Raw genomic sequence first — 22,848 nt, forward strand, 5'->3', positions numbered from 1 at the left:
GCCAAGGGAATTGCGTCAACAGGAATACAATTTGCGGTTATTTCGATCGTCGTTTGTCATGGTTTCCTGACTGGGGCGAACGTCTCGGCTGACATTTCTAACGCTGACATTATCTGACTTGGAGATAACAATCTTGCTCGCACACATCATCATGACCGTCGCCCTGTCCGCTACATTGAGTGTCCCAAACACAGACGTATCCTCAGAAGCACAGCGAGTCGAAATTGTTAACAACGGGCTGGACTATCTGCGCGACAAAGGCCAGGAAGCCAATGGATCGTTCTCGCCGCGGGTCGGCTCAGGGATCACCTCACTGGCGGTCACGGCTGCGTTGCGAAATGGGGTGCCGATCGATGACAAGCTGGTTGCTCAAGGATTGAAGTTCCTCGAAAGCAAAATCCAAACCAACGGCGGCATCTACGCCAGTGACCGGTTACGCAATTACGAGACCTGTGTCGGGATCATGGCGTTCGCAGAAGCAAATCGCGTCGCAGGAGATCATCGATACGACACAGTGCTGAAAAACGCCGAGAAATTCATTCGCGGGCTGCAAATTGGCGTCAGCGGTGATGTTGATCAATCGAACCCTCACTACGGTGGTGTCGGTTACAGTGGGAAAGAAAGGCCTGACCTCTCCAATACGGCATTTCTGATCGAAGCTCTCCATTCCTTGGAAACTCCTTCCAGCGACCCTGCGATTCAGCGCGCTCTGTTGTTTGTTTCCCGTTGCCAGAACTTGGACGCAGAATGGAATGACACCCAGTTTGCTGACAAAGTCAACGATGGTGGCTTCTATTACGTCGTGCCGACTGAGAAGGTTGATCCATCAACGTCAGAGCGTTACACCACTAACGGAGGCCTTCGCAGCTACGGTTCGATGACCTACGCAGGATTCAAGAGCCTCATTTATGCAGGGCTGAATAACAATGATCCGCGAGCCAAGGTCGCTCTCGAATGGATCTCGAAGAACTACTCGCTTGACCGAAATCCCGGTCAGGGACTCGCTGGTCTTTTCTACTATTATCATACATTTGGATCTGCACTTGATGCATCAGGATTGGACGTGATCAGCACACCGGGCGGCGAGCAGAAATGGAGAGCTGATCTCATTAGCACCCTTTCCAAGTCACAACGCGCTGATGGTTCTTGGGTGAATTCAGACCAGCAATGGTTTGAAAGCGATGCGAATCTTTGTACGGCGTTTGCTTTACTTTCGTTGGCTCATGCGAAGGAAGTGGCCAAATGAAAGGGGCAGGGCCAGTCTCAGCTGATTTCGCATCCGTTGTTGAAGATTTGCCCACAAATCGGCACGCGGAAAAGAGAGAACGACATGTCATCAGGTCGTTCCTTGCGATCAATGCCCTGCTACTGATCGCCGTCGCGTGCTGGCTTTACATGGATCGGGATACAACCACTCGCTCGTTGCATGATTTGAACAACATTCGCTGGTGGTCATTCTCCTGGGGACAGTACGTTCCTGACGTGGCGAGTCAAGCGGAGGCAGTCGCTTCCCAAAGAGCCATGCTCGTGGGTTCGTTCTTTGCCGGCTTATGTCTTGCCCTCGGAATCGCTGCCGTCTTCCTGAATCGAGGGCGCGAACGGATCGTCCTGCCTGCGGTCGCGATCGTACTGGCGTTGGGTTGGATCGCGACGGGAACGAAATGGGATTACATCCGGCTGCGGGGGCAATCAGCAGAGCTTGCTCAATTTGCGGGTCCAGTTCGTGAACTCGCCCAGGAGCTCAACGGATTTTGGCCTCAGCAAGGCGGCCAGATCGCGAGCTTCGGCGCATTCCTCGCGTATCCTTATGGCACTCCTCGTACTCTCCTGATGCTGGGAGACGCCCATATTCCTGGCACTTCATTACGCATTGCCGCGGTCGAACGAACCCCAGGTGAAGCGATTCGCTTCCAACTGTCCGGAGAGGCACCCAAAGTCTGGCTGGAGTGGCGAACAGTCGAGACTCCTCCCTCAGCCTTTCAAGGGGGACTGCAGCAGGTCATCACTCCAGTGGAGTATCATGAAATTGCATCGGATCTGTTCGTCGTCAAATATTTGATCGACGGCCCTGAGAACAGCGGGCAGTAATTTAGTCGCCGCACGTTCGACAATCATGTTCGCTCAATAAACGTCTCGTCGATACCGTCCATTCGCTCGCATCTGATCGACTTGTGAATCTCCCAGAACCTGTCGCAGGACAGAGTCGACCTCGGGGGCCATACCGACAAGACTCCCGCACACGTAAATCACGGCACCATCATTCACCCACGCCCTTAACTCTTCCGCAGATTCCTGCATCAGGTGTTGAACATACTTCCGATCCGTCTGGTCACGCGAGAACGCCAGATCTGTCCGTGCCAAAAGTCCACTCGCCTGCCAGCGTTCAATATCATCTCGAAAAAAGAAGTCACAATCCCTCTGACGCTCGCCGAAAATCAACCAGTTTCTCGACAATTCGCATTTCTCTCGCGCCTTGAGATGACTCCGCAACCCCGCGATCCCGGTCCCATTGCCAATCAGAATCATGGGAACACCTGGCTCGCATGGATGAAAAGTCGGATTGCTGCGAATGCGAATTTCAAACACATGATCAGCCGGCGCAACATCACATAACCATCCACTCGCAATCCCGAGTCGACCGCCTCCCAGATCAACTCGACGAACCAGTAAATGAATCTCACCATCCTCTGGGATCGACGCGATCGAATACTGACGACTTCTCAACGGACGCAGCGACTCAGCAAACTCCGGATACATCACACCAGGCAACGCGTTGAGTTCGGGCAACTGCGACGACATCAGCAACTCCCGCCACGACATCGTCCGCGGACCAACCGTCACAACGTCATCGGGCTCAAGCCTGGCCTGCTTCAAAATCTCGTGGACCCGTGCGGGCGAATTGCGAGGCACAATCTCTGCAATATCTCCTGCAATCCATTCGATCGGCTCGCTGTCGATTGGTGAGAAGGACAGAAAGAACGCCTTGCCACCCATGCTTCCTGGGTTATGTTCGACACGTTCCTTGAGTGCCCATCGACAGTATGGCATCTCAGGAATCGTGATTCGCTCGACAGGACGATGATCCGTCGAAGCCAGTCGCTGCAACTGGGCCTGCCATTGGTCCAGAGAAGACTGATCGACATTATCGACCTCGATCGTGTCAAATAGTGGAGTCGCGTTCTGAGATCGTAGCCATTGATCGATCTGACGTCCGAACTCGCAAAACTGCTCATAGCGACGATCGCCAAGGGCAAGAACGCCGTAGGTGAGCCCATTCAGATCGGCAGACAGCAACATCGTCTGACGTGCAAACGGAAGGGCATGATCGGGAGGATCACCGTCCCCCGTCGTACTGGCTACAAACAGGACACGCCTGCAGCTGAGCATCGCCTGATGCGTCAGCGTTTCGATCGACCACACGTCCGCTACCTGCCCGCAACTTTGCAGCAGTTTCATCGTCTGCCGCGCGAGCGCCTCACCGATGCCCGTTTGACTGGCATAGGCAATTAAAATCGCATCGGGCGACGTCACGGCTGGTGTCAAAGAATCACGAATCGCAGCCTTCGCTTGCAACGTCGTTCCATAGGTCCAGAAGCAAAACACCAGGTAAGCAACTACAACACCAGCCGCCAGCATCAGACGACTTCCGCTCGGAAACGCCACCCACCAGTCCCCTTCGGTCCAACGAAAGAAGACGAACCCGATTCCCGCGAGAATGAGTCCCGCGAGGACATTCATCACCTGCGTCGTTCGAGTCCCTAACACAACATCTCCCTGGTTCTACCTACGAAAACGGCTTGATCTCCGCGAGACCAAGCCGCTTGTTCCATGACAGACTCATTCAATCTACTGTGGCAGAACTTCCAGCGTTGCGACATAACTCAGGCGACGAGTCTTCGCCTGTGGCAATGACGTCTTCTCATCCGAGCTGGTTGTTTCCAGCCAGTACATCCCAGGCTGCTTCCACTCGACAGCGAACTCGCCGTTGGCATCCGTCTTGACCTGAATCTCTTCCGGAGCGTTGCGGTAACGTGACTCGCCGCGAATGATCTCGACTTCCAGGCCAGCTGCTGGCTTGCCATCAAGAAGCAGACGGAATTTCCCTTGATCGCCAACATACAAATCGTTCGGGTGAGTAATCGGCTGCAACTCGATGCCTCGACCTTTTGTTTCGAGCGCCTTCTCAGTCGGAGCACCATTCGTCACGAACGTCTCAATACGTCCGACACTCTCCGAAACATTCAGATTCTTGGCATCCTTCGCGACTTCTGCTTCAAACTTCTCAGCAGTGCCACTCCAGCGACGACGCTGACCGTCCTGCTCAAAGGTCGCAAACAGGCCATCGTTCACAACAGCAATCCGATACGTCCCCTGCTGAGCAAGCGGGACATCGAAGACACTGCGGTACTTCAGCGTCGATGGATTCTGAGGTTCGACCTTTGCACCGTTCGGTGCCGTAATGACAAGGTTATCCAGCTTGAGCGGGAAGTGATTGAAATAGAACAGGTCATTGGAAACAGCAGCGTCAACAGTCAACCACGGCTCAACGCCGGAGAAAACCGTCTGCGATGGCAGCAGCCAAACTTTGTGAGCGAACGTCGAGAGTGGAAACGCCAGCAGCAGCGTCAGAGTCGTGACGAGGAGTCGTACCATGGTATTCCTTCGTAATGAGCGGAGTTTGAGTGAGGAGAAAATGAGTGACTACGGATTGACTTTCAAGGTGATTTTGCCAAGTTCCGATTTCCCATTCGCATCGAAAGTCTTCGTTTCCTGAACCGGCCAGGTGAAATCAATCTCGATAAGTTCACGTCCGCCAACTTCGCGAGATGCTTCTACGAGCAAGGTGTAATTTCCCGGTTTCAGGTTCGCGAGTTGCTTATCGTCTTTGCCGAATTTCAGTTCATGAAAGCCCGCCGGCTTGGTCGGCCCCGTAACCCCATCCACCGGAACATCCAGAGTCCGCCCGGACCGTCGCCACCATTGACGCAGATCTGGCAGCCACTTCTTTCCCGTCTTGTCCGTCGGTGTTTTCAGCTGGTACCAGACGGCCAGATTCGTAACGACCTTATCATCCGGATCCTGAACCCAGACCGCAATGTAGGGACGATGGTACTCTGACACATTCAACTGAGGGATCTCGACTCCAACTTCCAACTTCGACTCTCCAGCTCCCGGCGGAGCGATCATCGCGGCAGCCAGAAACACCCAGACAAACTTCTGCATAACCCAGGTCCCTCAATTTCTTATTCAGTCAATTCGGTCAGTGAATCAAGAGTAAAGCCAACAACACCGGCAAGACCAGTCCCAGCCCCACCAGCGGCCAGGTCATCTTTCTCTGTCGAGCGTAGAAGTACAACAGGAATAAACCCGTCAAACAAAAGACCAGCGTCGCGACGGCAAAGAGGTCGATGAACAGTTTCCAACCCGCGCCGGTATTTCGTCCTTTATGAAGGTCATTGAGGTAAGAGATCCAGCCACGTTGAGTCGACTCGAATTCCACCTTTCCCGTTTCCCGATCGATCGACATCCAGGCATCAACCCCAGGACCTGGCATCGACAGATAGACCTCATCTTCCGACCAGGTCGCAGGTCGCGCACCGATCGATTTGGGAAACTGCTGACTCAGCCACGTCGACACGTCGACAGGCAAAGGTGCAGACTCTTCTTCCCGGACTGCTTTCAGTTTCTCAATCAGTTCCGCAGGAAGTTCAGCCTGAAGAGTGAGGATCGTCGGCTCAGCGACAATCTGCCCCGCATGGTTGAGCGTAATGCCAGTGATCGCAAACATCAGCATGCCGACCAGACAAATCGCAGAACTGATCCAGTGCCATTGAATCATGGTCCTCAGCAGAAACGTCTTTCGCTGTGAGCTCCGAAGATCCTTTGTGAAGGACGAAGATGATTGTTCCAGATCCATAAGCCCATACGTTAAACGACTGAAGTTCAAACCCCGAAATAATCGATTCGATTCTACTGAATCGCGAAGAAAAATACTCTCTTCGAGCCCCGCCAATCGCTTAGAACTCGCCCGGAACTTCACCGCCTGAACGTGTCAGAAGAGCATGCCAGGTATTGCGATCGATGTTATCGCTGACAAAACGAACGCCGCCATCTGCCATGTTGACTTGAACGCCCCCGGTATGAAAACTACGAGAGGCGGTTGCTTTGGCAGAGCCTGTTCCAAAATCCGGAATCTTGCTGTTTGGAGTGAGAATGGCAGCCTGGATCGGGCCGTTCGGAACACTTCCTCTCAACCAGATCGTATTCTTTCCGCCAGTCCATCCACCAATACTGGACGCGATCGCATCGTAACCATTGGTTTGACCAGTTGCAGCATTGCTCGCAGCACCACTGGCCCGCCAGAGTCTTGGATCAGCCCGCTCGGTCGATGGTGGTCCAGCCACATTCGCTCCTGGTCCAATCGTCGTCTCAATGAATGCAATCGTGTTCGAGGTCCCGTCTGTAATATCGGCCAGTCGTACTCGAGCGCCGACCCAGCACAAACCATTTCCAGCAGTTGTGCCAGCGTGGAAGGCATTATCAAGACCATTCCCGTGCACCATTGAATAGCACGATCCAGCGGTTTGAATGGTCGTACCATTGCTGAGTGTCATATCCGTCACAGCGCTCCCAGGAAAACTCGGGCAGACATAGGTTGGTACGACCGTTTTTACGACCGGCCATAGCTCCGGTGGAAGATTCCCGGAACCCGGGTGCTGCATATAAATGTTCCAGTCGATCAAATCCTGCAGCGCTGCCGCTTCCAGAAAAGGCAGTAGTCTCGCAAGTGGAGAATGATCGTTGGGATATCCACCACCACTTCCACCGGCGTTGGGCAGCATTTCTTGATAGGTTGACATGTAATTGTGAAGTGCCAGCCCGATCTGCTTCAGGTTATTTTTGCAGGTCGAACGACGAGCCGCCTCGCGTGCCTGTTGAACAGCTGGCAATAAGAGCGCCACAAGAGTCGCGATAATCGCAATGACTACCAGTAACTCAATCAGTGTGAACGCATCGCGTTGATTCGTTCTCATCTTGCAAACCGAAAACATTGGTCGCCAGTCCTTCATCAAAGATAAATTTGCAGGAGTCCCCTGTAAAAATCGACACGCATCTCGTGAAACGATTTATCGCAGTTCGCGCAAGGCGAGGTTTTGCCGACCTTTCATCAGGTCGCAAACCGGAAGTAATGCCGAAAAGAGCTGGCGTTGCTGGCAAGGAAAGCTGGCTGGCCGACTGAGACTGAGTCTCAACACTAACAATTAGCACGCGAAACTGTCAACAATGTCTCGATGTTATTCAAATGATTTTACGCAACTCCATGTGGCTTGCGCCTGCTTCACAAGCCTGTTCCGTGTGTTGCGAGAGTAGCGTCTTGGGCTGACCAGATTCTGCTTTTCGTCCCAACCTCTGTGACAATCTCCGGCATCTTCAATGGACAAAACCAGTTCTTATACGAATCCCAATTCAAGCCACCACCGTCCCCCAAGTCCCGCCATGCTCACAGCCGCAAGCAGGGACTTTGAGAAGAAGACACGCTGAGTCAAGTGGTGATTGGTATTAGAACTGTCATCAAACGACACCGTTCACGAATGCATGTCCCGCTACAAACAAAATGTCATACCGCACCAGAGGACAGATTTAAGTTGATAGCCGAATGTGACTGATTTTCGATCCACCTCTGGCCCTGATTGCTACTGTTCCGATCGTGAACTCGCCAGGTAAGTTGAATTTATAAAGCGATCTCACGAGCCCACCAGAAAGAAAATAAGATCACGCGAGTTCGTGTCGCGAATGAAGAAACCCAGGTCAATTTGTGTCACTCTTATCAGCGAAGATCTCAACGCGATTGGCTTCCGTCAGCAAAGGTGCCTGAAGTCGACGAGGAGAATTGACGTCTTTGAATAACAAGTCGCCGTGGCCGAGGAGCTTCTCAGCGCCCGCTTCTCCGAGAAGCATATTGGACTCCAGATAACGCCCCATCTTTAGCCCAACTCGTGCTGGCATATTGGAATCAAGTGCCCCTTTAATTGTTTCGCGGCTTGGCTGCTGAGTGGCCAGAATCAAATGGATCCCGGCCGCACGGGCCTTGGCTCCGAGTCGGCAGACCTGTTCTTCAATCTGTTTTCGTTCTTTGGCATCTCGTGAGATGAGATCGCGGTATTCGTCGCAGACGCAGACGATTCTTGGCATAGGCTTGTTAGCCTTCGCGACGGCATCGGCAATCGTATCGGCCCCATCCAGCAGGCGATATCGTTCGTCCATCTCCGCGCAGAGTTTCTTGAGAACTTCTCCGGCTGGCTGTTCATCGGGAAAGACCAGAGGCTGCCACAAGTAGGGTGAATTCTTCAGAGCATGAAAAGCATTCCGCTTGGGATCGATGATCACCAGTCTCAGGGTTTCGGTGGTGTTCGTGACCATCAGTCCGGCGATCGCCATTCGCAACCATTCGCTTTTTCCGCTTGCTGTCGTGCCGGCCACGAGCAGATGGCAGTGCTCAGGTTTCGACAAGTCCGCGCAAACAAGCTCACCCGCGAGATCCACGCCGACCGGCACGACTGCACTCCCATGCAAGGGATCTATTGCAGGAAGCTGGCTGCGAACCTTGTCAAAATAGACCGTTTGACGATGCGGCCGCTGAATGTCGATAACGAGGCGTCCTCGATCGCGGTTGATAAAAGGCTCAGCGGCGAGTTCCAGACGGACCTGAAGCTCGGCGGCTCGCTTCTCGACGGCGGCGACTTTCGTACCAGGACCCGGGATAATCGTAAACCGAATGAATGTGGGGCCAACGACGATCTCACTATCCAACGTGATATTCACGCCATATTCTTTGAACGTCTCAACAATTCTTCGTCCCATGTCGAGGTATTCTTGATCGGCTGGGTCATTCGTCTGCGTTGGTCGACCTGCTGGAGTTTTTACGGGGACTTCTGATGCGATATTCCGAGGATGATCTCCACTGACGCCTGCGAGACGACCGATCAAATCACGAAGTTTCTGAAGGGCTTCGGTAAGTTCATACGAAGAGAAAAAAGACTCTTGTCGCTCGGGTGTGAAGCTGATCAGCGCCAGCTTTCCTGAGTCAACTTGCTTTCCGAGTCGGGAACTTTCAATCGCCGAAAGCATCATGTGGTACAGGCAGGCCTGGCCAAGATCCGTTTGTGGAGAGGTTTTTCCCGTCTTAAACTCAACGACACACCAGATGTCCGCAGAAGTCAGGCGAACAACGGCATCCGCAATACCAGTCAGACGAACGCTGTCGCTCCACCCGGGATCGGTGAACTCACACTCAAGAAAAACGTCTGTTTCGAAAGATTCCGAGAGCTGACTCCACGGAGCAACGACGTTTCTCCGGCGCGAACTGGAGTTCACATGCAATGTCCAGCACAACTCGGCAACCCAATGACATGCCGCCTGCATGGCCTGCCAAAACGCGACGACCTTCGAGGGTGATTCCTGCAGTGTGACGCAATGACGAGTCAGTCGCGGGCCTACAAATTGTTCATAGACGCGATCAACGAGAAGGGCTTTCCATGTCGTGAGATCCGTCTCCGACTGGGACAAGGCAAACAGAGGACTTTCCGAGGATTCATTCGAGACAAGAAAGTTCAAGCCTTCATGAAACCAGCGCCCGAGCATCGCGGTGGTTGTCGCCCCATCAGTGGAAGCCTCGGCTCGCTCGCCCTGATACAAGGCGTCGCGCACCTGACTGACTGTCAGTGTCACCGGCATGGCAATCATCCTCATTAAGATTCATGTATTCTCGTGATCAGCCTTTTGAACGGCGCGGAACAGAATCGATTCGGGATTGCCCAGAATGCCGAAGAAATGGGGATATCGTCGGGCAATGTCGACAAGCTTCTCCATTGGGACCCCCAATTCCCCAGCTGCGTCTGCCAGATTCATCATGGGTTGTCTGGTGAGCGATGAATTGATGGCTTCAATCAAAACACTGTCCTCGCTGCTTTCCTTCGCAGGGCTGCCGGTGTCGATGATCTCCCTCACAAATTCTTTGAGGTTGTTCGAGAATTGCTTTGCGAACCATTCTTCCAAGGTTTTCGGAGCAACGGCGTCACCATGGAACGCCAGGTCACCCGATCGCGCATCGGAAAGAAGCGCCCGCAGCGCATCGAGGGTAGCGAGCACTTCCGGAGTCGGATGGACTATCGATGCTCCTCCCTTTTGAAGGTCCTGCAGATACTCCTTCGCTTTTTTCGCGGTGGGGGAGACGGGAACCCGTCCATCACGAATGACGACCAGACGCTTAAGACGACCAAGCCCCGACTGGCTTTTTAGTCGCTTCAGTCGAGCCGTCAGGCTGGTCATATTCGACTGTGTGCAGACGCTGACACCCGTTCGTCCGGAGGGGCCTTCCAGAATCAGGGAGACATCCGGCAACTGATCATCGTGAGCGACTTTCAGGTCCGGTTCAATGAGCTGCGCCGCCATGGGCAATGAGTGTCGCAGGATCTCTTCGGTCTGTTCTGGTTGACTGGTCTTCAACTTCTCCTCAACGACCATCTCCCACGTTTCTTCCAGGAAATCGTCGATTGTTTTCGCAGGTGGCCGTTCGATAGTCTGATCAGAAACGGTCGACTGCAGGAGAGCATCAAACCGGTCGGCACATCGGGTCAAAAGTTTTCGTGGCGTCACAGAACCGCTGGAAAACAGTTGGGCCAGATCGGCCTGAGAAAGGGGCCAGAGCAGTTCCGTCTGCGATTCCGGGGGAAGAGGCTCATCGCTGGCCAGTAATCGTTGCCGAATCAGTTCCCCCGCCTCGTTCTGCTCCAGTGGCGAAAGGCTCAAGTTCCCGAAAGATGCCATGCGATCACGATCAGCGATCCGTGAATCGTCGAGCAATCGTGTGGCGAATGCGGACTGGACAGCAGAGATGATTAACACATTGCTTGTCGAGTCGTGCAATGTGCTGACAAGCTGACCGAAAGCAAATAATGCCGCTCGATCTTCTGAACCGGTTTCCAATGCTTCAACCTGGTCGAAGCCGATGACAATCGGTAACTCGCTGCCGGCGAGCTGGCATAACATTAACACGGTCCGACGTGCCTGGTCTTCGCGCTCTTCATCTCCTTCGTCGGCCTGTTCCAGGTCGAGGCGTGCCAAGGCGGCTTCTGGCAACGAATCACCGCAGAGCCATGCTTGCAGGTCGCGACGATGACGGCAGAAAGTCAGATGTTCAAGCGCGACATGGGTATTTCGATCCAGCGCGAGGCTTGACGCAATCTGGTCGATCAGTTCCCTGAGTCCATCTGGATGCTCCTGCAGCATGTACTCGTACCAGGGTTCGAGGTCCCCTTCTGCCACCCGGATTTGGGCCAGCCTGTGAAACAGGATTCGGTCGAACTGGCTGCGTGCGTCTTTCAACGGGCGGAACCAGTCGTTGACCAGAGTTCGCCTCACCATTCGCCAGATCATGCGGGGACTTGTTTGTAGACGCACCCAGACGAAGAGCGCCTCCGAGCGATCAGTGGCTGTCGGCATCGTAGGGGCCAGACGTGAGCGCAGTCGGCTGAAAAGGTGTGTCTTGCCACTCCCCGCTGCGCCGTGAATCAAGAGCGCCGTCGAGCGTTTGTTCCTGCGAACATATTCCAACCCCTGCAGGCACTGCTCGAATACCGTCTGATGGATCGTCGGCACATCGCTGCGCGGCGTCTCCCACGGGTCAGCCATGATGGCTTCGCGAAACGGATTCATCATCCCTCCTTTTTGGCTCGGAGCGCCATTCCCACGTAAAAGTTCCCCTGCCCATCAGACACGAGTTCATCCCGGGCTTCCGGACTCAAGCTGGCGGCGAAATCATGCTCATGCAGCACGATCTTACCTTCTCGGGCAAACTGCAATGCGAGCGAATCAAATGCCGCTTTGGGCATCTTCGCTGCTGCTCGCAGGACTCGCGCGGGGACCAACGCACCACGATCTGCGCCGGGTTCCACCGAATGGATCAAATTCACGAAGTCGATGGTCTCCGCGACACGAACGGAGGCAACCTCGGTCGCTGCAGAAGAGCCTGCACCCAACGAAATCCCAGCCGCTTCCAGCATCTGCACTGCCGCTCGACGCAGATCCGTCTGAGGAACAAAGGCCGACTGCAGCTGCTTCACGACCGTCGTCAGTTGTTCTCGAATGTTTTTCAAATATGGTTCCGGGGAGGGAGGAGTATGCCCCCACAACGCTTGCGCCGACTTTGATTTTCCCAGAGCAGGATGAAGGAAGATTTCTTTCTGTCTCGTCAGTTGTTCGATCAGGTCATCGAATCGTTTCTGATCCAACCACTTCACAGCAGCTTTGAGCTTTGCTTTCGTTTGTGGCGGCTGGGTTTTGATCTGCGTTAATAGACTGTGACGACCGAACTCCTCAACGTTGTGCTTCCAGTAACGCACGCCGCTGGTAGCCGTTTTGGCGGGAATCTCGTAAATGGCTCCGCTTCTGGACAGGTCGTTCAAAATGGAGGCGATTTCGGAGTCACTCAATTTGAAGGGCGACTTCCACAATTTTTTCACCTCTTTGACAGACACTGGCTCCGGCGATTTCTGAACAAGTTCCTGAATACTTGCTGATCCGACCGACGTCACATTCCGGTCCCAATAGCGAGGTTTTCCTTTCGCCGATTTCGCTGGCCAGGCAGTCAACATGCCATCTCGAACAAATTCTTGCAGGACGGCTTCAACTTCCGCAGTGGGACGACGAGATGTTTTCGCCAATTTAACAACTTTTGTTGCTTCCAGCGGTTCCTCTGCTTCGTGGACCACTCGGAGTAAGTCACTGCGGTCTTCCATCGACAATGGTGCAAGAGGAGCATTGCTTTTGGCCATTTTTTACTCACTCAAATTTGACATCGATACGCTTACAGACAGTCTTCAAATTGACTGAAAAGCAAAAGTTGGAAACGGCTCCGTTCCGATCGGACGATCCAAGGAAGAAATTCGCCCTTGAAATGTGAGCAAATTTATCCCACAGACCAGACTGGCAAGCAATGGAACATTCTTTTCTTGACAACCTAACACTGTTAGGTATAATTGGCCGCAGTGTCCTCTCAGCCTTGTTGCCTGCGTACCTAACACTGTTAAGCGATTACAGGAGTTTTTTTAATGGTTGCCGTCGATCGGGAAGAACACAGCCGATCCGTCAAACAAAAAATCTTGGATGCTGCGCGTGAATTGCTGGTCGCTGATGGTGTGGAAGGGTTTTCCATGCGAAAGCTCGCCAACAAAATCGGGTACACAGCGACGGGCATTTATCACCACTTTCCAGACAAGCAGTCGGTTCTTGAAGAAGTGATCGAAACGGATTTCCGGTCTCTGCGAGCCAGTCTCGGACGGATCGGAAATGTGGGTGACCCCATTGATCGAATCCAACAGATGGGAATGGCGTACGTCGATTTTGCGATCGAATTTCCCAGCCATTACCAGATTCTGTTCATGACACCGGCCTCCTTGCCACCGGATACAAAAATTGTCCGTTGTGATCCCGCTGAAGATGCCTATGCTTTTCTGAAGCAGGTTGTCATCGAGGGTCTGGCGATAGGGAGATTTCGAACTGAGTTTCTTGATGCAGACGAGCTAGCACAGATCATCTGGAGCAGCGCTCACGGCCTCGTTTCCCTGCATATTACGAAAGGAAATGATCCCTGGGTCCCATGGAGGGATCTTCGGTCTGTTTCCGAAAAACTGTTCGAAGCGTTATTGAGAGGACTCGTTCGATGACCATCATCCAAAGCGATCATCGCAGAGCCACTCTGCCAGGCAATTGAGATCACGGTTAGCAGAATCAGCATTTTTTTGACATAAAACCTAACGCTGTTAGGTGTTGGTTTTTGTTCACGACTGCCTACGTCTTGCGAGAAATGAAATGAAACGATTCTGGATCATCACTGGATCAGTTGGTGCAGTCGCAGCCGCCGGAACATTCCTCGCGGTCTCGAATTACGGATCGAGCAGGGTTCACGCAAAAACCAGTCAACCGGCTGCCGTTCAAAACAATGAACCACGCCCGGTTCGCGTTCACAGGGTTTCCGCAGCGACCCCCTCCGAGCGCACTTACACGGGCGTCGTGAAACCACGCTACGAAACAGACCTCGGCTTTCGCGTTGCCGGAAAGATCATTACTCGATCGGTTGAAATCGGCGATCGAGTAATGGCTGGGCAAGTGATCGCGCAGTTAGATCCGACGGACTATGAGTTGGCAGTCCAGATCGCCGAAGCAGAACTTGTTGCTTCAAAGGCAGAGGAAAAGAATGCAATCAAAGAGGAAGCCCGCTTTCGTCGCCTTGCCGAACAGTCAGCCACCAGCGACGCGCAGGTCGAACGTGCGATTGCGAACCTGACAGCCGCCACCGCCCATGTCGATCGCGCCGAACGATCCCTTGCTCAGGCGCGCAATCGTCTTGCTTATTGCACCTTGAAAGCAGACGCTGACGGGGTCGTGACGGCTCTCTCTGCTGAAGTTGGTCAAGTGGTCGCAGAAGGAAATCCGATCACACGGGTTGCCCGCATGGGTGAACTGGAAGCCGTCATCAACCTTCCGGAGAATCGTGCCGATGATGCCAGCGAGCGAGCCAACGTGACCGTCTGGGGGGAAGAAGGCCCCGGGTATCACGCCACCCTGCGCGAACTCTCGCCCTCTGTCGATGCGACAACTCGTACCTATCAAGCCCGCTTCAGTATTCATGAGCCTGGCCCGAGTGTCATGCTCGGTCGCACGGTGACGATTCACTTAAGCCCCGACGCGTCGCTTTCAGAAATGGCAATCCCGCTCACCGCTGTCATGCGTCAAGGGAACCAGACAGCGGTCTGGAAGATTGAAGGCGATCAACTGATCGCTGCTCCAGTCGTCGTCACTGCGTATCACGAAGAGATGGCGATCATCTCCGAGGGCGTCGAGTCAGGAGATGAGATCGTTGCTGCAGGCGTCCAGAAGATTGATGCTGGCATACGTGTGCGTCCCTGGGAGGGCAAGTGATGAGTATTCCCAACCTTTCCGAATGGGCCGTGAAACATCCTGCGTTCGTTCTCTATCTGATTCTGGCTATCGGTGCTGCTGGGGTGCATGCGTATCTCGACATGGGGCGTGCAGAAGACCCCTCGTTCACGTTCAAAGTCATGGTCGTGACAGCAGCATGGCCCGGAGCGGATGCCGCTGAAGTTGAGAAACAAGTCGCTGAGCCGATCGAAAAGAAGCTGCAGGAACTGGCACATTTTGATTATACAAAGACCTTCTCTCGCCCCGGTCTGGCTGTCGTCCAACTTCAGTTGAAAGATACGGTCCCCGCCCATCAGGTCCAGGACCTCTGGTATCAGGCCCGTAAGAAAGTCGGTGATATTCGACACACATTACCCCAGGGAGTTCAGGGCCCGTTCTTCGATGATGAGTTCGGAGATATCTATTCTGCCGTCTACGCCATTACGGGAGAGGGGTTCACGCCCGCTGATTTGAAGAAAGTTGCCGAAGCCGCGAAGATTCGCCTGCTTAAGCTTTCGGGCGTCGAAAAGGTCGTGCTTGTTGGTGATCGCCCTGAGAAAGTGTTCGTTGAATTCTCACACAAGAAACTGGCCACACTGGGAGTGTCACCTCAAGCGATCTTCGACAGCCTTGCTCAGCAGAACGCCATGACTCCAGCAGGAAGCGTCGATACGGCCACTGATCGTGTTTACCTGCGCGTCAGTGGTCCTTTCGACGCGGCTGAACGTGTCCGTGAAGTGCCGGTCGCTGCCGATGGAAAAGTTTTCCGCCTGGGTGATCTGGCTGATGTCAAACGAGGTTACGAAGATCCCGCCACGTACACGATGCGTCACAGCGGCGAGCCCGCTGTCGGCCTCGCCATCAATATGAGCGATGGAGAAAACGTACTCAGCTTTGGCGAACGACTCGAAGCTGAGATGGCTGTGATTCGCGCTGAATTGCCTGTGGGCACAGAGATCCATACCGTCAACGACCAGCCACGGGTTGTTGATGAGTCCGTCAGTGAGTTTCTTCGGGTCTTTGCTGAAGCACTGGTTATTGTGCTGGGGGTTAGCTTTTTGAGCCTCGGGTTCCGTTCAGGAATCGTCGTCGCGCTGAGCGTGCCTCTCGTGATGGCAGTTGTCTTCGTCATCATGAACACGATCGGCATGAATTTTGACCGGGTTTCACTGGGTGCTCTGATCATCGCCCTTGGACTTCTGGTCGACGATGCGATCATTGCCATCGAGATGATGGTCGTGAAAATGGAAGAAGGCTGGGACCGCGTGAAGGCTGCGACCTTCGCCTGGACGAGTACCGCAGGCCCGATGCTGACCGGGACACTGCTGACCGCCGCCGGTTTCCTCCCCGTCGGCTTTGCGCGATCGACGGCCGGAGAGTACGCAGGAAGTATCTTCTGGGTCGTTGGCCTGGCATTGATCGTCTCGTGGATTATCGCTGTGATCTTCACTCCCTACCTCGGCGTGAAGCTTCTCCCAAACTACTCGGCGCATCAGCATCATGAAGCCTATCAGGGCAGATTTCACCGAACACTGCGATCCATCATCACATCAGCCGTCCGGCGACCCTGGCTGGTCATTGTGATTACGTCGTTGTCATTTATTGGATCTCTAGGACTGTTCACTCTGGTTCCCAAGCAGTTCTTTCCCATGGCCTCCCGACCAGAGGTCCTTGTTGACCTGAGACTGCCAGCCGGATCGTCGTTCCAGGCGACGGAAGCTGAGGTCAAGAAGTTGGAAGTCATCCTCAAGGATGATCACGATATCGAGCACTTCACCGCCTACACAGGAGCAGGTTCGCCTCGATTCTTTCTCTCCTTGAACCAGCAACTCTCCAGTCCCAATTACGCTCAATTCATCGTTCAGACCAAAAGCTCCGAAGCTCGGGAACATGTCATCGAACGTCTCACCAGGATTTTTTCTGAGGATAAAGAACTCCCGAACGTTCGTGGTCGCGTGACACGACTGGAGTTCGGCCCTCCGGTTGCCTTTCCTGTGCAGTTTCGAGTTGTTGGACCCCAGCCAGACAAGGTGCGCGAGATCGCGTACAAAGTGCGAGATGCCATCAGGCAAAGTCCTTCGACACGCGACACGCAACTCGACTGGGACGAACCTTCTAAAGTCGTTCGTCTGGATCTCGATCAGGATCGTACCCGCGCCCTCGGCTTAACGCCGCAGGAAGTGTCCAACACTTTGCAAACACTGCTTTCTGGAGTCGCCGTTTCCCAATACCGCGAAGGGACAGAGTTGATCGACGTCATTGCACGCGCGGAACCTTCTGAACGCCTGACGCTGGGCACTTTACCGGACCTGACTTTACCAACGTCAACGGGTCGCGCGGTTCCTCTGGCCCAAGTCGCCAATGTCAAATACGAACTCGAAGAGCCGGTTCTCTGGAGACGAAGTCGTGAAACACTGCTGACCGTGCAGGCTGATATTCAAAACGGGCTTCAGCCTGTCGATGTCACCATGGCCTTAATGCCGTTACTCGAACCGATCAAGAAGAATCTGCCCCCTGGATATCGAATCGACACGGGTGGTGCCGTGGAAGAAAGCGAGAAGGCAAACACAGCTCTCTTTGCGATTTTCCCGGTCATGATTCTCGTGATGTGGACTCTGCTTATGATACAAACACAGAGCTTCAAGAAGTCGTTTCTGGTCTTCTCCATCGCGCCGCTTGGGTTCATTGGTGCAACGATGACGCTGCTGATCTGGGGCGCACCGTTTGGCTTCGTCGCATTGCTGGGCGTCATCTCACTAGCGGGGATGGATATGCGAAACTCACTGATTCTGATCGACCAGATCGATCGCGATGTCGAGAGCGGTTTGAGTCGATGGGACGCAGTGATTGAATCTGCTGTCCGACGGAGTCGCCCCGTTATCCTGACCGCCGCGACTGCGGTCCTTGCGATGATTCCCCTGACCCACAGTGTCTTCTGGGGCCCGATGGCTGTCGCGATTATGGGTGGCCTGTCGGTCGCGACGTTCTTGACTCTGCTTAATCTGCCTGCCATCTATGTGATCCTGTTCGGCGTAAAGCCTCCTGTCACTTCTGTCATGATTAACACCGAGGCTGAAGTCAGAGAACAAGATCTCGTGAGTAAGTCGACGGAGCTGATTCACACCTAGTCTTCTCAACTGTCGAGATTGCTGCACGCCTGTCTGGGCGACTGTGTTCTTCAGTCCCCATTGCGATTGCTTTGAAGTTCGCTCAGAATAGAACTCTGCAATGCCCGGCGTCGTATATGCCGCTTAAGGGGTTGCCGAAGTTTTTCGCTGCCGAAGCTGGTTCGCATGGGACGTTCCTGATGCGGCTGGCGACGAATGATCGCCCGAGGCGAAACGCGATATTCGCTAGGAGTGGTTCACGATGACGCGAACAGTTCATCCACCCAAGCCGTTGACTCCCGATGATCGATTGGGACACATTCCGTATGCGTTCCGGCACACGAGCGCGACGCTCGGCTGGCATGGGCTTCGCGTCGAATACAACTCACAGCAGCCCGCGAGCGATATCGTCCACCCTCCCCTCGAATGTCTGTGGCTCATGCTCACAGGCGAAGCCTTTCCTGAGCGTACCGATCACCGTTGCGATGATGCCCGACATAACGGGAACGGATTGCCGCACGCGGTGAATCTCCTGCCGCCCGGCATTGAGAGCCAATGGCGGTGGCGCAACACGATTGAATCGACCCACTACCAGTTGTCCCCGACGCTGATCGCGAAAGTGGCTGAAGAGGCATTCGATCTCGACCCGGATCGTGTTCATTTTCCTGTTCGCTATTATGACCAATCGAGCCCCGAGGTGATCGGCGTGCTCGCAGCGCTTCGCCAGGAACTGCTCACTGGCGGTCCGGGCGGGAGACTGTGTGCCGAGTCGCTGTCGAATGTGCTGGTTGTCCAACTGATTCGACAGATCTCCAACAGGCAGGGGTTACACGGAGTCATCCGCGAGTCGGGCGGTCGACTGTCGCGGCATGTCTTGCGGGAGGTCGAAGAGTACATTCACGCCCACCTCGACCAGAACATTGCCTTGGCCGATCTCGCTGCGGTCGCCCACCTGAGCGAATTTCACTTCGCACGCTTGTTCAAACAGACGACCGGCCTGCCGCCACATCAGTTCGTCATCCACCAGCGGATCGAGCGCGCCAAGCGACTCATCGCGGCAGGGCGATTCTCGCTGGCCCAGATCGCCATCGATGTCGGCTTCAGCGATCAAAGCCAACTCAACCGGCATTTCAAACGGCTCGTCGGCTTGACTCCCAGGCGATACTCCTGAAGCGAGCAAGAACCGACAAAACGTCAGCAAGAACCGCCGATAACTTCCTGCTCCGGCCATCTATTCTGTTTTCCAGACATCGCGGTGTCGCGGTGCAGAACAGAGTACTCTTCACTTCAGGAGACAATCATGGCCAAGACTGCAAAAACCGGACTCGATGCATTGCTTCGTCCTGAAGACAGCATCCTCGTGCTCATCGACCATCAGCCCTTCCAGTTTGCAAACCTGCACAGCCACGAACCAACGATGATTGCCAACAATGTCATCGGTCTGGCCAAGGCAGCGAAGATCTTCAATGTCCCTACCATCCTCACCACAGTGCTGGAAGAGCGAGGTGGCTATCTCATTAAAGGCTTGCAAGACGTCTTCCCGGAACAAAAGCCGATCAATCGTACATTCATCAATACGTGGGAAGACCCCAACGTGACCAACATCGTGAAGAAAAGCGGTCGCAAACAGCTAATTCTCGCTGCGCTCTGGACCGAAGTGTGCCTGGCAATGCCGACTATCCAGGCGCTGGGCGAGGGATACGATGTCTTCATCGTTACGGACGCATCTGGCGGCGTTTCGGCTGAGGCGCATGACATGGCGGTACGACGTATGGTGCAAGCTGGTGCAGTACCGATCACATGGCTTGCTGTGATGTCCGAATGGCAACGGGACTGGGCACGAGAGGAAACGGCAATTGCGATGACATCGACACTCGCCGAGCATGGCGGTGGAAGCGGAATCGCATTTGCGTGGGAACTTCAACTTCTTGCCACCGCTGGCAAGTAAGTTTTGGCCTTGTCCAATGCTTGACCGCGAAGACTAAATACGGCGTCACTCCTGGTGAAATATGCGACGATGTTGAAGTCGTCTTAATGTCAACTCCCATGAGCTTCGATAAAAGGCATGTGCATTCAATCGCGTGTGCCTTTTCTTTTAGAAATGGGTGGTGCTCAGGTGCTCAATTTACCGTGCCACACTGTCCGCGACGTCGGTTGTTAAATAGTGCGGAGGGTTGCTATGAAAGCAATGGTCCTGAAATCCTTTGGCGGGCCGGATTCGTTCGAGCTTAGTGACGTTCCCAAGCCCCAGCCGCTCGCGGGACAAGTTCTGGTTCGGGTCCATGCCACCTCAATCAATCCATTGGATTACCAGATCCGACGTGGTGACTACCCCGACCTCGTGCCGCTGCCGGCGATTACCGGACACGATGTCTCTGGCATTGTCGAAGAAGTCGGGCCGGGCGTGACGAGCTTCTCGCCGGGCGACGAAGTCTGGTACACACCTCAGATCTTTGACGGGCCTGGAAGCTACGCCGAGTATCACGTCGCTGCCGAAAACATTATCGGAAAGAAGCCCGCTTCATTGAGCCATCTTGAGGCGGCCAGTCTGACACTGGTTGGCGGGACAGTGTGGGAAGCGTTGACCGTCCGCGCCGCGCTCAGAGTGGGGGAAAGTATTCTGATCCACGGCGGAGCAGGAGGAGTCGGTCATGTCGCGATCCAGCTCGCCAAAGCCATCGGAGCGAAGGTGTTTACGACCGTACGCGAAGCAAACTCTGAGTTCGCGAGAAGGATGGGAGCCGATGTGATCATCGACTACAAACAGGAAGATTATATCGATGTCATCATGCGGGAAACGGGTGGACGAGGAGTCGATGTCGTGTTCGACACCATCGGCGGCGACACTTTATCACGCAGTCCCGACGCGCTCGCGCAACTGGGCCGCGTCGTCTCGATCGTGGATACGGCACAGCCGCAAAACCTCATTCAGGCCTGGGGCAGGAACGCGAGTTATCACTTTGTTTTCACAAGACAAAACCGCGGCAAGCTTGATGAGTTAAGCACGTTGGTCGAGCGAGGTCAGATACGACCACACGTCGGCGCCGTCTACTCGCTCGCCGACATTCCCCTCGCCCATGCCCGGTTGGAGAGTCCCCATAACGGACTTCAAGGGAAGATCGCGATTGCCGTCGATCCCTCAGTTTTGACGGCGGATGACACAAAACCAAGTTGTTGATCTTAAAGCGTTTGACTTCAGCACATTTTTCTCTGCGAGTTCGAGGTCATCGACGGCTTTGGTCATTTTCCCAACGATGTGGTCGAGATACTCGACATTGTTTTTAAGCCCTCCTAACTCTTTTTGTCCCGGATGATCCAAATCAGGAATCGGATCGTAAGGATCGTGAGTTAGATTCATGGAGGTAGTATGCCAGAAACGGCCGGTCACGATTTCGCTGCATAAAGTCTACCAGGAAGTCACTGAACAGATCTGGCCCGTAGTCCTCGGCACTCGTCACCAGATGCTTCCCATTCTCGACGATCGACGGATGCCAGTAGCGTGCTGTTTTTCCGAATCCGCGCTTGCCTTCCCAGCGACTGGAATGCTGGACGCTGCGGTGTATTCCAGGAATGGCACCTCGAATTAAATTCCGCAATGTCTGGAAATCATGACGACGGAGAGTTGCTCGCGCGATTTTTGCAACGCCGGGTGACTTGAGCCAAGAGCCAGCGAACGGTGTTGCTGCCGCCATTGTGATCCGGCCCAGCCGCTGGTTGTTCTCTCGGTCGTTGTGGCATGCGAATGAGCCAGTTATCAAAGCCACAAACTTCGACCAAGATGATGAAATGCTCTTTCCCCAGTGCACAGCGACGTGCGAGTTGCTTGTCCTTGCGATGGGGCTAATGCCCTCGCCTTCAGGCGAAACCTTCAGGTTCTTGCGTTCGAGTGTTAAATTGGAGGCATGGAAAAGTATCGGCGAGCTCCGACAGTCGCTATGACATCAAGTACCATTTTGTGTGGGTGACGCTTCAGGAGTGCCTGATCGCACTGCTGTCGGGAGTGTTTCATTATTTAAGAAGGCAGCATAAGTGGAACGGGTCTGGAAGTTCATACGAATGTTAGCCGTCGTTGTCATGGGAGGACTGTCGGTTCTGCTCGTCCCCGCAGGCGTGTTCTATCTTTTCATTCTGCCGCCAATGATTGCGTTTTCAGATGATCACCGTCAGGCGTGGGTGATCATCCTCAGTCTGTTCGTGTACGTTCAGATCTGGATCTTAATCGGATCGGGGCTTTCTCGGATCACCAATGAAGTCTACGGCGTTCCTATCGGGGTTGTCGAACGATATCACCGCTGGCGAGGCCATTCGCGGCGTGTCACGGGGCGTGTGACAATTTCCGAGCTTGTAACCATCTGCATTCTGGTGTGGCTGCTTTTAATCTATGGCTTTGCAGTGCTCTACGCCTATCTGCATAAGTATGTCGACAATGCTTTTAGCCAGGACGAGTTGACCTTTCTCGATCTCATTTACTTCAGCATGGTGACCTCTGCAACGATTGGCTACGGAGATATTGCTCCGAAGGCTTCTGCCAGCAAATGTATTGTCATGATTCAAATCTTCGTGAGTTTTCTGTTTACGCTTTTCGTTGTTTCGGCAGTCGCGAGCAAGGCAACGAACAGACAGTCAGATCCGTGATCCGACTGATCTGTCGATCAAAGTCTGAATTGTTCCAGTCGAGGATCATCAGGCAACTTGCGCATCATGGCAAACTACGACTAAAGTCCAATGGCGCGCCGACATAGGAGGAGTAGCGTGATGCGAG

18 protein-coding genes are annotated in these 22,848 nt (G+C 54.0%); 9 read left to right on the forward strand and 9 right to left on the reverse strand.

Annotated elements, in window-relative coordinates; genetic code table 11:
* Window positions 1–133 precede the first annotated feature (133 nt).
* Both SH248x_RS01170 and SH248x_RS01175 read left to right on the forward strand, forming a co-directional pair.
* The gene (locus SH248x_RS01170) at window positions 134–1,246 is read left to right on the forward strand and encodes a prenyltransferase/squalene oxidase repeat-containing protein (RefSeq protein ID WP_459556679.1); all 1,113 of its coding nucleotides are present in this window, start codon (window positions 134–136) and stop codon (window positions 1,244–1,246) included.
* Between the two features lie 281 nt (window positions 1,247–1,527).
* A complete protein-coding gene (locus SH248x_RS01175) occupies window positions 1,528–2,088 on the forward strand; it encodes a hypothetical protein (protein WP_459556680.1) in 561 nt (186 codons plus the stop codon).
* A gap of 33 nt (window positions 2,089–2,121) precedes the next feature.
* Here SH248x_RS01175 and SH248x_RS01180 read toward each other — a convergent pair whose 3' ends face one another.
* From SH248x_RS01180 to SH248x_RS01215, 8 genes are all read right to left on the reverse strand, one after another.
* The gene (locus tag SH248x_RS01180; protein WP_459556681.1) at window positions 2,122–3,765 is read right to left on the reverse strand and encodes a flavodoxin domain-containing protein; all 1,644 of its coding nucleotides are present in this window, start codon (window positions 3,763–3,765) and stop codon (window positions 2,122–2,124) included.
* A gap of 81 nt (window positions 3,766–3,846) precedes the next feature.
* Window positions 3,847–4,653 (reverse strand): DUF4198 domain-containing protein, encoded by an 807-nt coding sequence (locus SH248x_RS01185; protein ID WP_459556682.1) that lies wholly within the window; start codon window positions 4,651–4,653, stop codon window positions 3,847–3,849.
* Window positions 4,654–4,701: 48 nt separating this feature from the next.
* A complete protein-coding gene (locus SH248x_RS01190) occupies window positions 4,702–5,223 on the reverse strand; it encodes a DUF2271 domain-containing protein (RefSeq protein ID WP_459556683.1) in 522 nt (173 codons plus the stop codon).
* A gap of 37 nt (window positions 5,224–5,260) precedes the next feature.
* The gene (locus tag SH248x_RS01195) at window positions 5,261–5,917 is read right to left on the reverse strand and encodes a PepSY-associated TM helix domain-containing protein (protein WP_459556684.1); all 657 of its coding nucleotides are present in this window, start codon (window positions 5,915–5,917) and stop codon (window positions 5,261–5,263) included.
* 100 nt (window positions 5,918–6,017) lie between these two features.
* Window positions 6,018–7,034, reverse strand: coding sequence for a DUF1559 family PulG-like putative transporter (locus SH248x_RS01200; RefSeq protein WP_459556685.1), 1,017 nt, complete (start codon window positions 7,032–7,034; stop codon window positions 6,018–6,020).
* A 775-nt stretch (window positions 7,035–7,809) separates the two neighbouring features.
* Window positions 7,810–9,735 (reverse strand): DNA translocase FtsK, encoded by a 1,926-nt coding sequence (locus SH248x_RS01205; protein ID WP_459556686.1) that lies wholly within the window; start codon window positions 9,733–9,735, stop codon window positions 7,810–7,812.
* 21 nt (window positions 9,736–9,756) lie between these two features.
* A complete protein-coding gene (locus tag SH248x_RS01210; protein ID WP_459556687.1) occupies window positions 9,757–11,718 on the reverse strand; it encodes a hypothetical protein in 1,962 nt (653 codons plus the stop codon).
* Window positions 11,715–12,833: a hypothetical protein gene (locus SH248x_RS01215; RefSeq protein ID WP_459556688.1), complete on the reverse strand. Its 1,119-nt coding sequence runs from the start codon at window positions 12,831–12,833 to the stop codon at window positions 11,715–11,717. Before SH248x_RS01215 ends, SH248x_RS01210 begins: the two co-directional genes overlap by 4 nt.
* 378 nt (window positions 12,834–13,211) lie before the next feature.
* Here SH248x_RS01215 and SH248x_RS01220 point away from each other — a divergent pair, with 378 nt between their 5' ends.
* The 6 genes from SH248x_RS01220 (at window position 13,212) to SH248x_RS01245 (ending at window position 21,264) form a co-directional block, all read left to right on the forward strand.
* The gene (locus SH248x_RS01220) at window positions 13,212–13,724 is read left to right on the forward strand and encodes a TetR/AcrR family transcriptional regulator (protein ID WP_459558562.1); all 513 of its coding nucleotides are present in this window, start codon (window positions 13,212–13,214) and stop codon (window positions 13,722–13,724) included.
* 145 nt (window positions 13,725–13,869) lie between these two features.
* On the forward strand, window positions 13,870–14,979 hold the full coding sequence (locus SH248x_RS01225) for an efflux RND transporter periplasmic adaptor subunit (protein WP_459556689.1): 1,110 nt from the start codon (window positions 13,870–13,872) through the stop codon (window positions 14,977–14,979).
* On the forward strand, window positions 14,979–18,107 hold the full coding sequence (locus tag SH248x_RS01230; protein WP_459556690.1) for an efflux RND transporter permease subunit: 3,129 nt from the start codon (window positions 14,979–14,981) through the stop codon (window positions 18,105–18,107). Before SH248x_RS01225 ends, SH248x_RS01230 begins: the two co-directional genes overlap by 1 nt.
* A 241-nt stretch (window positions 18,108–18,348) precedes the next feature.
* Window positions 18,349–19,257: a helix-turn-helix domain-containing protein gene (locus SH248x_RS01235; protein ID WP_459556691.1), complete on the forward strand. Its 909-nt coding sequence runs from the start codon at window positions 18,349–18,351 to the stop codon at window positions 19,255–19,257.
* A gap of 129 nt (window positions 19,258–19,386) precedes the next feature.
* Entirely contained in the window at window positions 19,387–20,034 is a 648-nt protein-coding gene (locus tag SH248x_RS01240; protein WP_459556692.1) for a hydrolase, read from the forward strand.
* Window positions 20,035–20,265: 231 nt separating this feature from the next.
* On the forward strand, window positions 20,266–21,264 hold the full coding sequence (locus tag SH248x_RS01245; RefSeq protein WP_459556693.1) for a zinc-dependent alcohol dehydrogenase family protein: 999 nt from the start codon (window positions 20,266–20,268) through the stop codon (window positions 21,262–21,264).
* On the opposite strand, the gene SH248x_RS01250 is transcribed toward SH248x_RS01245, so the two are convergent.
* Window positions 21,226–21,474 (reverse strand): hypothetical protein, encoded by a 249-nt coding sequence (locus tag SH248x_RS01250; RefSeq protein WP_459556694.1) that lies wholly within the window; start codon window positions 21,472–21,474, stop codon window positions 21,226–21,228. The genes SH248x_RS01245 and SH248x_RS01250 overlap by 39 nt on opposite strands.
* 668 nt (window positions 21,475–22,142) lie before the next feature.
* On the opposite strand from SH248x_RS01250, the gene SH248x_RS01255 reads away from it, so the two are divergent.
* Window positions 22,143–22,721, forward strand: a complete 579-nt coding sequence (locus tag SH248x_RS01255) for a potassium channel family protein (RefSeq protein WP_459556696.1) — start codon at window positions 22,143–22,145, stop codon at window positions 22,719–22,721.
* The last annotated feature ends 127 nt before the right edge of the window (window positions 22,722–22,848 follow it).

The sequence above is a fragment of the Lacunimicrobium album genome (assembly GCF_052161635.1).
Lineage (GTDB): Bacteria > Planctomycetota > Planctomycetia > Planctomycetales > Planctomycetaceae > SXPC01.